At 73.2% G+C, this 11524-nt stretch carries 10 protein-coding genes and 1 pseudogene; 3 read left to right on the forward strand and 8 right to left on the reverse strand.

The window, feature by feature from the left end; translation table 11 throughout:
- Positions 1–53 precede the first annotated feature (53 nt).
- Both ACIRF9_RS09395 and ACIRF9_RS09400 read left to right on the forward strand, forming a co-directional pair.
- The gene (locus ACIRF9_RS09395; protein ID WP_403818568.1) at positions 54–1256 is read left to right on the forward strand and encodes a sensor histidine kinase; all 1203 of its coding nucleotides are present in this window, start codon (positions 54–56) and stop codon (positions 1254–1256) included.
- Positions 1253–1933 (forward strand): response regulator, encoded by a 681-nt coding sequence (locus ACIRF9_RS09400; protein WP_403818570.1) that lies wholly within the window; start codon positions 1253–1255, stop codon positions 1931–1933. Before ACIRF9_RS09395 ends, ACIRF9_RS09400 begins: the two co-directional genes overlap by 4 nt.
- 40 nt (positions 1934–1973) lie before the next feature.
- Here ACIRF9_RS09400 and egtD read toward each other — a convergent pair whose 3' ends face one another.
- The 4 genes from egtD to egtA are packed head-to-tail and all read right to left on the reverse strand — an operon-like array spanning position 1974 to position 6353.
- Positions 1974–2936, reverse strand: coding sequence for an L-histidine N(alpha)-methyltransferase (egtD, locus tag ACIRF9_RS09405; RefSeq protein WP_403818572.1), 963 nt, complete (start codon positions 2934–2936; stop codon positions 1974–1976).
- On the reverse strand, positions 2933–3724 hold the full coding sequence (egtC, locus tag ACIRF9_RS09410) for an ergothioneine biosynthesis protein EgtC (RefSeq protein WP_403818574.1): 792 nt from the start codon (positions 3722–3724) through the stop codon (positions 2933–2935). The genes egtD and egtC overlap by 4 nt, the downstream gene beginning before the upstream one ends.
- Positions 3724–5043 (reverse strand): ergothioneine biosynthesis protein EgtB, encoded by a 1320-nt coding sequence (gene egtB / locus ACIRF9_RS09415; RefSeq protein WP_403818576.1) that lies wholly within the window; start codon positions 5041–5043, stop codon positions 3724–3726. The genes egtC and egtB overlap by 1 nt, the downstream gene beginning before the upstream one ends.
- Positions 5040–6353: an ergothioneine biosynthesis glutamate--cysteine ligase EgtA gene (gene egtA / locus ACIRF9_RS09420; protein ID WP_403818578.1), complete on the reverse strand. Its 1314-nt coding sequence runs from the start codon at positions 6351–6353 to the stop codon at positions 5040–5042. Before egtA ends, egtB begins: the two co-directional genes overlap by 4 nt.
- Positions 6354–6652: 299 nt before the next feature.
- On the opposite strand from egtA, the pseudogene ACIRF9_RS09425 reads away from it, so the two are divergent.
- Positions 6653–7473: pseudogene (locus ACIRF9_RS09425) on the forward strand (TIGR02452 family protein).
- Here the strand turns inward: ACIRF9_RS09425 and ACIRF9_RS09430 are convergent.
- The 4 genes from ACIRF9_RS09430 to ACIRF9_RS09445 form a co-directional block, all read right to left on the reverse strand.
- Positions 7458–7904, reverse strand: a complete 447-nt coding sequence (locus ACIRF9_RS09430; protein WP_403818580.1) for a type II toxin-antitoxin system PemK/MazF family toxin — start codon at positions 7902–7904, stop codon at positions 7458–7460. The pseudogene ACIRF9_RS09425 and the gene ACIRF9_RS09430 sit on opposite strands and share 16 nt — an antisense overlap.
- 44 nt (positions 7905–7948) lie before the next feature.
- Complete coding sequence (locus ACIRF9_RS09435; protein WP_403818582.1) at positions 7949–9430, reverse strand: SPFH domain-containing protein; 1482 nt, start codon at positions 9428–9430, stop codon at positions 7949–7951.
- A gap of 166 nt (positions 9431–9596) precedes the next feature.
- Positions 9597–9815 (reverse strand): hypothetical protein, encoded by a 219-nt coding sequence (locus ACIRF9_RS09440; protein ID WP_403818584.1) that lies wholly within the window; start codon positions 9813–9815, stop codon positions 9597–9599.
- Positions 9816–9864: 49 nt separating this feature from the next.
- Positions 9865–11316 carry an amidase gene (locus ACIRF9_RS09445; RefSeq protein ID WP_403818586.1) on the reverse strand — a complete coding sequence of 484 codons (1452 nt, stop codon included), beginning with the start codon at positions 11314–11316 and terminating at the stop codon, positions 9865–9867.
- Between the last annotated feature and the right edge of the window lie 208 nt (positions 11317–11524).

Consider the following 11524-nt stretch of genomic DNA (forward strand, 5'->3'; position numbering starts at 1 on the left):
GAGCGCCGTACGTCGTCCACCATGGGCTCAACGCCCTTCCCCCGGAGAGACAGATGACCACCAGCCCGGAGCGTCCATCGGGACGCAGGTTCACCGTTACGGACATGGTCCTGGTCCTGGGCCTGCTCGGCTGTGTGACCCTCGGTGCCTCGATCACCATCCCCGGCATCAGCCAGCCGGACCAGGAGTGGCCCGCCGAGGTCCTGGCGGTCGTCGCCTGTCTCGCTCAGCTGAAGGCACGCGATCACCCGCGCACCGCGGTCGTCGTGGCCACGGTCTGCACGGTGATCACCCTGGGCCTGGGCTATCTGCTGACACCCCTGCTGCTCGCCCCCCTGATGATCGCCCTGTACCGGCTGGCCGCCATCACCGACCCCAGGACCTCGTGCGTGTTCGGTGCCGTGACCATGGCCGTGGTGGTCGCCGCGGCCGTGTCCGACAGACCCACGACCGAGATGATCCTGCTGCGCACCGTCGGCCCCGTGCTGTGGCTGATGCTGCCGCTGGTCGGCGGCAGCCGGGACCGCCTGCGCCGTGACTACGTGGATTCCGTGCAGGCGCGCGCCGCGTACGCCGAGCGCACCCGTGAGGAGGAGGCGCGACTACGGGTCGCCGAGGAGCGGATGCGGATCGCCCGCGAGCTCCACGACGCCGTGGCCCACCACATGGCCGTCGCCAACGCGCAGGCCGGCACCGCCCGCCACCTCACCCCCACCCACCCCGAGCAGGCACAGAAGCTGCTCGACGATCTGACCGCCACCACGTCCTCCGCGCTGCTCGAACTCCGTGCCACCGTCGGGGTGCTGCGCCAGAACGGCGACCCCGACACCGACCCCCTCGAACCCGCCCCCGGCCTGGACCGCCTCCCCGAGCTGATCGCGACGTGCGAAACCGCCGGCGTCGAGGTCACGGTCACCACCGAGGGCGAACCCCGGCCCCTGTCGCCCGGGGTGGACCTGACGGCGTACCGGATCATCCAGGAAGCCCTCACCAACGTCACCAAGCACGGCGCGGGCACCGGGGCGAGGGTCCGGCTGGCGTACTCCGAGTCCCGCCTGCTCATCTCGGTCACCAATGACGGAACCGCCGCCGCGTCCGTCCCGGGCGGCGGTTACGGTCTGATGGGCATGCGTGAGCGTGCCCACTCCGTCGGTGGCGACCTGCGCGCCGGTCCTCGCCCGGAGGGCGGCTTCGAAGTCACCACCGCGCTGCCGCTGCACCCCCTCGCCCTGGAAGAAGACAAGGCAACCCTGTGAGCATCCGCGTTCTGCTCGCCGACGACCAGGCCCTGCTGCGGGGCACGTTCCGGCTGCTGATCGACTCCTGCGCCGACATGGAGGTGGTCGGTGAGGCCGCCAACGGACAGGAGGCGGTGGACCTCGCTCGCGTCCATCACCCCGACATCGTCCTGATGGACATCCGTATGCCCGGCACCGACGGTCTCGCCGCCACCGCCGCCATCTGCGAGGACCCCGCACTGGCGGGCACCCGGGTGCTCGTCCTCACCATGTTCGAGACCGACGAGTACGTGGCCAAAGCACTGCGCGTCGGCGCCAGCGGCTTTCTCGGCAAGTACGTCACCACCGACGCCCTGCTGGCCGGCATCCGCACGGTGGCCGCCGGCGAGGCCCTCCTCTCGCCGGGCGCCACCCGAGCCCTCATCACCCGCTTCCTCACCGCCCCGGCCCCCGGCGCCCTCCTGGCACCCCCGGAACGCCTGAAGGAGCTCACTCCCCGGGAACGCGAGGTCACCGCACTCGCCGCCCGGGGCAAATCCAACGACGAGATCGCCCGGGAACTCGTCCTGAGCGTCCTGACCGTACGCAGTCACATCCAGCGCGCCCTGACCAAGCTCGGCGCCCGCGACCGCGCCCAGCTCGTCGTCATCGCCTACCAGACCGGACTCGTGCGGCCCGCGTCGCCGCGGCCCTGAAACGGCCGCCGCCGCCCATCGACGGCGACGGCCGGCGGCGTCAGCGGACGGTGCTCAGCGACAGCGCGAAACGGCCCTCACGGTCGGTCCACCAGTGGGTCAGCTCCAGCCCCGCGTCGGCCAGTTCGGCCCGTACCCCCTCCTCACGGAACTTCGCCGACACCTCGGTGCGCAGCTCCTCGCCGGAGGCGAAGTCCACGGCCAGGTCCAGCGCGGGGATCTTCACGGTCTGATCCGTGCGCGAGCGCAGCCGCATCTCGATCCACTCGTCGCGCGCGTCCCAGAGAGCCACGTGGTCGAAGGCGCCCGGATCGAAGTCGGCGCCCAGCTCACGGTTGACGACGGCCAGGACGTTCTTGTTGAAGGCGGCCGTCACCCCGGCCGCGTCGTCGTACGCCCGGACCAGCACCCCCTCGTCCTTGACCAGGTCCGTGCCGAGCAGCAGCGCGTCACCCGGGGCCAGCAGGGCGCGCAGCGCGCCCAGGAAGACCGAGCGCTCGGCCGGGAGCAGGTTGCCGATCGTGCCGCCGAGGAACGCCAGCAGGCGCGGCCCCGGAGTGTCGGGCAGGGCCAGCGCCTTGGTGAAGTCGGCGATGAGGGCATGCACCCGCAGCCCGGGCCGCTCTGCGATCAGGGCGTGTCCGGCCTGGGTGAGGGCGCTCTCGCTGACGTCGACGGGCACATAGGTGTGCAGGCCGGTCAGCGCGTCGAGAAGATGGCGGGTCTTGTCGGAGGAGCCCGAGCCGAGTTCGACGAGCGTGCGGGCGCCGGCCGCGGCGGCGATCTCACCGGCGCGGTCCAGGAGGATCTCACGCTCGGCGCGCGTCGGGTAGTACTCGGGCAGTTCGGTGATCCGCTCGAAGAGCTCGCTGCCGTGGGCGTCGTAGAACCACTTCGGCGGGAGCGTCTTCGGGGTGCCGGTGAGGCCCTGCAGGACGTCGGCCCGCAGGGCGGCGTCCGTGGCGTCCTCGGGGAGGGTGCGGGTGATCTGGAACGGGCTCACGTGCGGGTCTCCTTGGGGGGTACGGGTGCCGCCTCCGTGCTGGGGTCCTTCAGCGGGGTGAGCAGGACGTCGGTGCGGCTCGCCGCGAGCAGGGTGCGGTCGGGAACCTCCTGCCAGCGCGGATCGTCGTCGTACGGTTCCGAGGCCACGACCGTGCGGCCGCCGGGTTCCGTCAGGTACCAGAGGGTGTCGCCCCAGGCGGTCGCGGTGATCGCCTCGCCGTTGGTGAGCAGCAGATTGAGCCGGGAGCCGGGGGCCGCCGCGGCGACCTCCAGCACGGTGTCCGCCAGCGCCTGGCTCTCGGTGTCCCCGGCCCGCAGCCGGGCCAGCACCAGCGCCCACACGAACGCGGAGTCGTTGCGCGCCTCCATCGACAGCAGGGCGGCCGGGGGCAGGGAGGCGGCGAGGGACTCCAGGGAGCCCGGCCAGCCCGCCACCGCCCCGTTGTGGCTGAACAGCCAGGTGCCCGTGGCGAACGGGGCCGCGGCGGCCTCCGCGTCGGCCCCGGCGAGCGTCGCGTCCCGTACGGCGGCCAGCAGCGCGCCGGAGCGCACGACCCGCGCCAGGTCGGCGAAGGACAGGTCCGCCCAGATCGGCCCGGCCCGGCGGTAGCGGGCCGGTACCGGATCGTCCTCGGCGTACCAACCGACGCCGAAACCATCGGCGTTGACCGTCCCGTACCGCTGCCGGCGGGGCGCCCACGACTGGCGGTACAGGGCGTGCGGGGGATCCACCAGGACGCGGCCGAGCGGCTCCCGCGGTCCCAGGCAGGCGATATGACGGCACATCAGACGGACCCCGAGCGGGCGGTGCGGAAGCCGGAGAAGATCTGCCGCCGGATCGGGTAGTCCCAGTTGCGGAACGTGCCCCGGCAGGCCACCGGGTCCACCGCGAACGAACCGCCGCGCAGCACCTTGTACTCGGGGCCGAAGAACACCTCCGAGTACTCCTTGTACGGGAACGCCCGGAAGCCGGGGTAGGGCAGGAAGTCGCTCGCCGTCCACTCCCACACGTCACCGATCAACTGGCGTACCCCGAGCGGGGATTCACCGGCCGGGTAGCTCCCGGCGGGGGCGGGGCGCAGATGGCGCTGGCCCAGGTTGGCGTGTTCGGGGGCGGGGTCGGCGTCGCCCCAGGGGTAGCGCATCGAGCCGCCCGTCGCCGGGTCGAAGCGGGCCGCCTTCTCCCACTCGGCCTCGGTGGGCAGCCGGCGCCCGGCCCAGCGGGCGTAGGCGTCGGCCTCGTACCAGCACACGTGCAGCACCGGCTCGTCGGGCGGTACGACCTCGGTGATCCCGAAGCGGCGCCGCAGCCACTGTCCGCCGTCACGGTGCCAGAACAGCGGGGCGTGGATGCCGCTCGCGCGGACGTGCGCCCAGCCCTCCCTCGTCCACCAGCGCTCGTCGTCGTAGCCGCCGTCGTCGATGAACGCCTGGTAGGCGGCGTTCGTGACCGGGGTGGTGTCGATGTGGAAGGGCGCCACCTCGCGCCGGTGCGCGGGGCGTTCGTTGTCCAGCGCCCAGGGCTCGCCGGAGGTGCCCATGGTGAACGGGCCGCCGGGGACCAGGACCTCGGCCGGGCCGGTGAACAGCGGGGCCGGCTCCGGGTCGGGGGCGAGGAGGGCCTGCGGTCCCCGCCGGAGCTGATGGGTGATCAGCATCGTCTCGTCGTGCTGCTGTTCGTGCTGGGCGATCATCCCGAAGGCGAAGCCGGCCTCGGTGAGGCGGGTGCCCTGGAAATCGGCCGCCTCCAGCACGTCCAGCACCCTCCCGCGCACCTCCGCCGCGTACCGGCGGGCCTCGACGGGCGGCAGCAGCGGCAGCGAGGGCCGCTCGGAGCGAGGGTGTTCGAAGGCGTCGTAGATGCCGTCGATCTCGGGGCGCATCGCCTCACGGCCGGCCACCGTGCGCAGCAGCCACAGCTCCTCCTGGTTGCCTATGTGCGCGAGGTCCCACACCAGCGGGGACATCAGCGGGGAGTGCTGGGCGGTGAGATCGAGGTCCTCGACACAGGTCGTCAGGAGGGTGGTGCGCTCACGGGCGGTCGTCAGGGTGGTCAGCGCGCGCTCGCGCAGCGTGTCGGCGTCCAGGACGGGCTCGGTGGTCATCGGCGGAGGTCCTTCCCGTACGCGCGGGTGTCCGTGCCGCGCAGGCGGTCGAGCTGGTCGTCGGCGGGAGTGCGGCCCTTGAGCACATAGCGGTCCCGGTACGCCGCGACGGCGTCCAGGACGCCGGTGGAGGCGCCGAGCCGGGGCAGGGCCCGCAGGGCCGTCGTGAAGCAGGCGACGGCGGTCTCGTGCAGTTCGGGGTCGGCCAGGCCGTAGCGGGCCGCCTCGACCCACAGCGGGTTGTGCGGGGCGGGCTGCGGCAGCGCCCGCTCGGCCAGGGGCTTCACGGCGCGGTAGGCGTCCTCGGCGGCCTCCGGGTCGTCGAACAGCGCCGTCGTCACGGCGACCGGCACGATCCAGCCGTCGTCGCCGGGCTGCGCGTCGATCATGCGCAGCTCCAGGTGACCGCGCGGTCTGACCGGCGGGAACAGTGTGGTCAGGTGGTAGTCGAGGTCCGCCCGGGTGGGCCGGCCGGTCCGGGTCCACTCGCGGAACGTCAGCCGCTCGGGCACGTCCCAGGGCCCGCTGTCGCGCCGTACGCACATCACCGGCGCGTCCAGGACGTGCCGGGCCCAGGTGTCGCGCGGCTCGCCGTCCAGGGCGGGGGCGCCCGCGCGGCCGGCGCCGATCTCCATCCACAGCAGTTGCCGGGTGGAGCGCCAGCCGGTGGGGTCGCCGCGCAGCAGGGGCGAGTTGGCGAAGGCCGCCACCAGCACCGCGCCCAGGGTGTGCGCCAGCCACCAGCGGCGCCCGTGACCCAGGGGCCCGGGCTCCTCGTACCCGGCGTCCAGGCAGACCTGCACGGAGGCCGAGGTGCACATCATGGCGCGGCCGGCCGGGCCGGTGCGGTCGAGGCAGGTCTCCATGGCGTCGTAGCGCGGCTCGTGCAGGAACCGGCGGGGGGTGTGCCAGGGGTCCGTGCCGAGGCCGGCGAGGACGAGATCGTGCTCGCGCAGGACCGCGCGGACCGCGTCCAGATCGGCGGAGAGGGTGTCCACGCACTCCATCAGGGAGGCGGCGGGCGGCGAGCTGAGCTCCAGCTGGCCGCCGGGTTCGACGGTGAGAGCGGACCGCACGGTCACGCCCTCCAGCGCGGCGTAGGCCGCCGCGAGTCGTTCGGGTGTCACGGGGAGCTGCGGCCGGCGCAGCTCGTGGACCAGCCATTCCAGTTCGACGCCCACGGTGCGGGGCGGGCCCGTCTTGAAGCAGATGCCCCTCACCAGGGCTTCCACCTCGGCTTCGGAGAGGGTGTCGCGGTGCTCCGTACAGTCGGTGGGGCTGTCGGTACAGTCGCTGACCGAATCGGACATGTCGGGATCCTCCTGAGGTTCCACCATGCCACCGGACCGGCTTCGGGGCCGCCGGACCGGCATCACATCTGTCCCACCCAAGACCCTCGATTCGAAACACACAAGGGTGCAAATCCGGGTGAAAGGGTCCGGGAGCCTTCGATTCCGTACCGATCGCGCGCTGTTGTCCGGAGGTTTCCTGTGCGTTCCCGGTGCCGGAAAATTTCGTTGCACGGCCTGTCCGGCATCGCTCACGATGCGTGCATGAGTACGGCAACGGGGGAGATCCGCCCGCTCATGGAACCCACGGGGGTGGCGCCATGAGCGCACGGCTGCGCGGCATCGCGCGCGAGACGGAGGAGATCGTCGCGGCGGGTGCCTACCGCGCGCCCGACGGGCGTGAGGTGTCCCTGGCCGCGGCGGTCGAGGCCGCCCGGGCGGGCACGAGGATGGTGGGGCCGGGGCCGGTCCCGGTGCCGCAGGCACCCCCGGTCACCTCGGTCGTCGAGGTCACCGGCGAGAGCAGCCTGGAGGCCGCCCGCCGGCTCGTCGGCGCCCCGGTCGCCGTCCTGAACTTCGCCTCCGCCCTCCCCCAGCTCTCGGCTCCGCTCGAGCCGGGGGGACCCCCATCCCCGGCGGCGGCTTCCTGAACGGCGCACAGGCGCAGGAGGAGGCCCTGTGCCGCGCCTCGGCGCTGTACATCTACACCGACCGGGTCATCCACTCACCGGCCGTGCCCGTCTTCCGCGACGACCGGGGCCGCCTGCTGGACGAGCCGTACACGCCCGGCTTCCTGACCGCCGCCGCGCCGAACGCGGGCGTGGTGCTGCGTACGGCGCCCGAGCGTGCCCCCGAACTGCCGGGCGCCCTCGCGGTCCGCGCCGAGCGGGTCCTGGAGACGGCCGCCGCGCACGGCTACCGGCGGCTGGTGCTGGGCGCGTGGGGCTGCGGAGTCTTCCGCAACGACCCGGTGCGGGTGGCGGAGGCGTTCCGAGCGCTCCTCACTCCCGGCGGGCGGTTCGGGCACACCTTCGAGCACGTGGTCTTCGGGGTGCTGGACCGGACGCCGGGGAGCGTGGTCCGCGGCGCCTTCGAGCGGGTGTTCGACGGTGTGCGGGCTGGGGCTCAGGTCCAGCCGTAGCGCTCGTGCAGCCGGTGCCGGACCCGGTTGAACCGCATCCGGTCCAGCGCGCACGCCTCCCGGCGCATGCCGTCCTCGTGCAGCCGCAGGACGCGGTCGACGTCCACCCAGGAGTCCCGCCCGGAGCGGTCCCAGGGGCCGCTGCCGATCGCGACCCACTCCCGGTCGTTGTCATGGCGCTTGCTGGACAGCTGGACGGCGAGGAAGGTGCCGCCCGGCTCACGGGCGACGACCAGGACCGGGCGGTCCTTGCCCCGGCCGTCGTTCTCCTCGAAGGGCACCCAGGTCCAGACGATCTCACCGGGGTCCGGGTCGCCGTCGTGCGCCGGCGAGTACTCCGTACGGACCCGGCCCACCTCGCGCGGGTCGGCCTCGGTGGTGGCGGAGGGGCCGAAGCGGCCCGGGACGTATCCATCGGTAGACGTGCTCACGGGGGCACCTTAAGGGGTGCCCCCGTGAGCGTCTCACCTGTGTGTCACTTCCCTTCGACCGGCACCTTCTGTGACGGCGGCGCGGCCACTCCGTTCAGCGGTGAAGTACCGCCCGGGGTCTGTCCGTTCTGGTTCATGGACGCCAGCAGCTGACGCGCCAGACCCAGTCCGGTCCCGCCCATGGTGAGCGCCTTCGCGAACACATCGGCCATGCCGTCGGCGCCGTTGAGCAGCACCATGTTGTCGACGTTGCCGAACGCGGACGCGCCCGCCTGGACGATCTCCGGCCACTTCTCCGCGAGTTGCTGGGCGACGACGGCCTCTTGGTTCTCGGCGAGGGCGGCGGCCCGCGCCTTGATGGCCTCCGCCTCCGCGAGACCCTGTGCCTTCGTGGCCTCGGCCTCCGCCAGACCCCTGGCCTGCGCGGCGGCGGCCTCCGCCTCACCGGTGGCCCGGGTCGCCGCCGCGGTGGCGGCACCCCGGGTCTTGGTGGCCTCGGCCTCGGCACCGGCGGCGGTCTTCACCCGGGTCGCCTCGGCGGCGGCCGCGAGTTCCGTCTCCTTCGCCTTGGCTTGCGCCGCCGAGATCCGCGCGTCACGCTCGGCCTCGGCCAGCGTGCGCTTCTCGTAGGCCTTGGCGTCCGCCGGCTTGCGGACATCGGCCTGGAGCTGCTGCTCGCGCCGGTGCGCCTCCAGCTCGGCGACCCGGGTCTCCTGGACGACGACCTCCTGCCGGGCCCCCGCGTCGGCCAGCGGACCGGCCTGACGGGCGGCGGCCGCCGCCTTGTCCCGCTCGGCCTGGTAACCGGCCTGGAGGATCTCGCTGTCCCGGGTGGCCTCCGCCATCCGGGCGAACGACTGCTGCTCGGCCTCCGTGGCGAGCCGGTTCGCCTCCGCCTGCGCGATGCGGGCGTCCCGCTGCACGGCCGCCGCGTGCGGCATCGCCAGGTTCTGGATGTATCCGGTCGGGTCCTCGATCTCGTGGATCTGCAGCGAGTCCACGATCAGGCCGAGCTTCTCCATCTCCGTACCGCAGGCGGCACGGGTCTGCCCCGTGAGCTTCTCCCGGTCCCGGATCATGTCCTCGACCGTCAGCCCGCCCACGATGGACCGGAGATGGCCGGCGAACACGTTGTGCACCCGCTCCGACATCATCTTCTGCTGGTCGAGGAAACGGCGGGCCGCGTTGGCGATCGACACGAAGTCGTCGCCGACCTTGAAGATGACCACGCCCCGCACCTTGAGCGGAATGCCCTGGTGCGTCACGCAGTCCACATGCAGTTCGGTCTCGTTCAGGTCGAGCGACAGCTTGCGCACCACCTGCACACCGGGCAGCACCAGCGTGCCGCGCCCCGTGACGATGCGGAAGCCCATGCCCTCCTCCAGCCCCTCCGTACGGTGCTTGGAGCCGGAGATGACGAGTGCCTCGTTGGGTTCCGCCACCCGCCACATCAACTTGAACAGACCGATCAGAACGAGGACGGCGGCTACCGCCACCCCCGCAACGACGCCGACAACCATCGGCATACGCCCCCTTTGGATGGTGCCCTTTCGGCACCGAACGAAGGGAGTGTGCGCCTGTGCGCGCCCGGGGTGAAGACGCTGACGAATCCTTGTTGCAATCTTGACGCACACATGGCCGACACCGCTCTCACCTGCGCCGCAGCGGGCTCACCTGCGCCGTGACGGGGGGTCAGTCGTCGTACGCCCGCGTGACGTAGACCGTTCTCGGCGGGAGGTACTCCACCACCATCACGACCGTGCCGCGCTCGATCCGGCCGGTGCCGTTCGCCGCGTAGGCCAGGAAGTGCTCGGCGCCGCCGCGCACCCGGACGATCACCTCGCCGACGAGCCCGGGCCCGACCGTCCCGGTGACCCGCCCCATCAGCCCGACCATCGACGCATCGTCCATGGTCACAGCGTACGGGCGGAAGGACCGCAGGTCAGGAGGAATGACGCGGTCAGGCGTCCGGGGAGTCCGCGACGAGCGGCCGGGCGTCCGGGGAGCCGGCGACCGGCGACGGCGGCCAGTGCTCGTGCCAGCGCAGCTCCGCCTCCAGCTGGGCGGCGAGCGAGAGCAGCAGCGGCTCGCTGTGGGCGGGGCCGAGCAGCTGCGCCCCGACCGGCAGACCGCCGGGCGTGAAGCCGGCGGGGACGTTGACGCCCGGCCAGCCCAGCACGTTCCACGGCCAGGCGTAGGGGCAGGCGGCGATCATCGCCCGGTCGGTGGCGAACCCGCTCAGGTGCAGCATGGCGCCGACCAGGGGCGGGGGAGCGGCGGTGGTCGGCGCGAGGACGACGTCGTACGACGTGAAGAAGCCGCCGATACGACGGTGCAGGACCGCCTCCGCGCGCCGCGCCGCCCGCAGCGGGGCGCCGCCGAGCAGCCGGCCCAGCCGGGCGGCGCCCCGGGTGCGGGGGTCGAGGAGCGCGGGGAACGGCGCCTCGGCCACCCACTCGGCGATGCCCGCGGTCGCCCGGGGCACGAAGGTGAGGCCGATCTGTCCGTACGGCGGGTCGGCCTCCTCGACCTCGTGGCCCAGGGCGGCGAGCCGTTCGGCCAGTGCGACGACCCGGGCGCGCACCTGGGGCGTCAGGCGTGCGGGCACCGCGGTGAACGGTGGCTTCAGCGAGAGCGCGATCCGCAGCCGGCCGGGGTCGCGGCCCACCGCCGCCGAGGCCTCGATGGCGGGCGGCCGGTGCGGGTCGAGGTCGTGGTTGCCGCTCGCCGCGTCGAGGAGCAGGGCCGCGTCGCCCACCGTCCGGGCGAGGGTGCCGTTGACGGTGATGCCCTGGAAGGACTCTCCGCGCGGCCAGGTCGAGACGCGGCCGCGCTGCGGCTTGACGCCGACGAGATGCGTCCAGGAGGCCGGGATGCGGACCGAACCGGCGCCGTCCGAGCCGAGCGCGGCCGGCACCAGGCCCGCCGCCACCGCGGCCGCCGAGCCGCCGGAGGAGCCGCCCGGGGTGTGCTCGTGGTTCCACGGGTTGCGGGTCGCGCCGAAGGCCGGGCCCTCGGTGAACGGCCACTGCCCGAGCTCGCAGGTGTTGGTCTTGCCGACGACGACGGCCCCGGCCGCGCGCAGACGCCGTACCGCCTCCCCGTCCCGGGCGGCCGCCGGGTGCGCGCCCGCGCAGCCGAAGGCGGTCGGCTCACCGGCCACGTCCATGTCGTCCTTGACGGCGACGGGCACGCCCAGCAGCGGCCTGCGCGTCCCCGCCGCCAACTCCCGGTCCGCGGCGTCGGCTTCGGCGAGCGCGGCCTCGGCCCGGACGAGCCGGAAGGCGTTGAGGGTGCCCTGGGTCGCCGCGATGCGGGCCAGGGCCTGCTCGACGAGCCGGCGGGAGGTGACCTCCCCGGCGGACAGGGCACGGGCGGACTCGGCCAGGCCTTGGGCACGGTCGAGCGTCATTGCGGGACCACCTCCGGTTGCACGGCGTCTACCGGAGAGTAACTCCCGAACCCGCGGGACCGTACAGGTTTCGCACAGGTGACGGCCGGGCGTGTTGAAACCATTGACGTGCACCTGCCTCCCCTCTACCTTCTGCACGACTTCTCGAACTTTGTTCGACATGTCGGACACGCATGTCGACGCTCGAGTCTGCACGAGCCTGCACGAG

Source organism: Streptomyces sp. NPDC096132 (genome assembly GCF_044763345.1).
Lineage (GTDB): Bacteria > Actinomycetota > Actinomycetes > Streptomycetales > Streptomycetaceae > Streptomyces.

Excerpts from the sequence above, each read along its gene's own strand:
- ACIRF9_RS09395 (WP_403818568.1), top strand. The coding sequence starts at position 54 with ATGACCACCAGCCCGGAGCGTCCATCGGGACGCAGGTTCACCGTTACG.
- egtC (WP_403818574.1), bottom strand. The coding sequence starts at position 3,724 with ATGTGCCGTCATATCGCCTGCCTGGGACCGCGGGAGCCGCTCGGCCGC.
- egtB (WP_403818576.1), bottom strand. The coding sequence starts at position 5,043 with ATGACCACCGAGCCCGTCCTGGACGCCGACACGCTGCGCGAGCGCGCG.
- egtA (WP_403818578.1), bottom strand. The coding sequence starts at position 6,353 with ATGTCCGATTCGGTCAGCGACTGTACCGACAGCCCCACCGACTGTACG.
- ACIRF9_RS09435 (WP_403818582.1), bottom strand. The coding sequence starts at position 9,430 with ATGCCGATGGTTGTCGGCGTCGTTGCGGGGGTGGCGGTAGCCGCCGTC.
- ACIRF9_RS09440 (WP_403818584.1), bottom strand. The coding sequence starts at position 9,815 with ATGGACGATGCGTCGATGGTCGGGCTGATGGGGCGGGTCACCGGGACG.
- ACIRF9_RS09445 (WP_403818586.1), bottom strand. The coding sequence starts at position 11,316 with ATGACGCTCGACCGTGCCCAAGGCCTGGCCGAGTCCGCCCGTGCCCTG.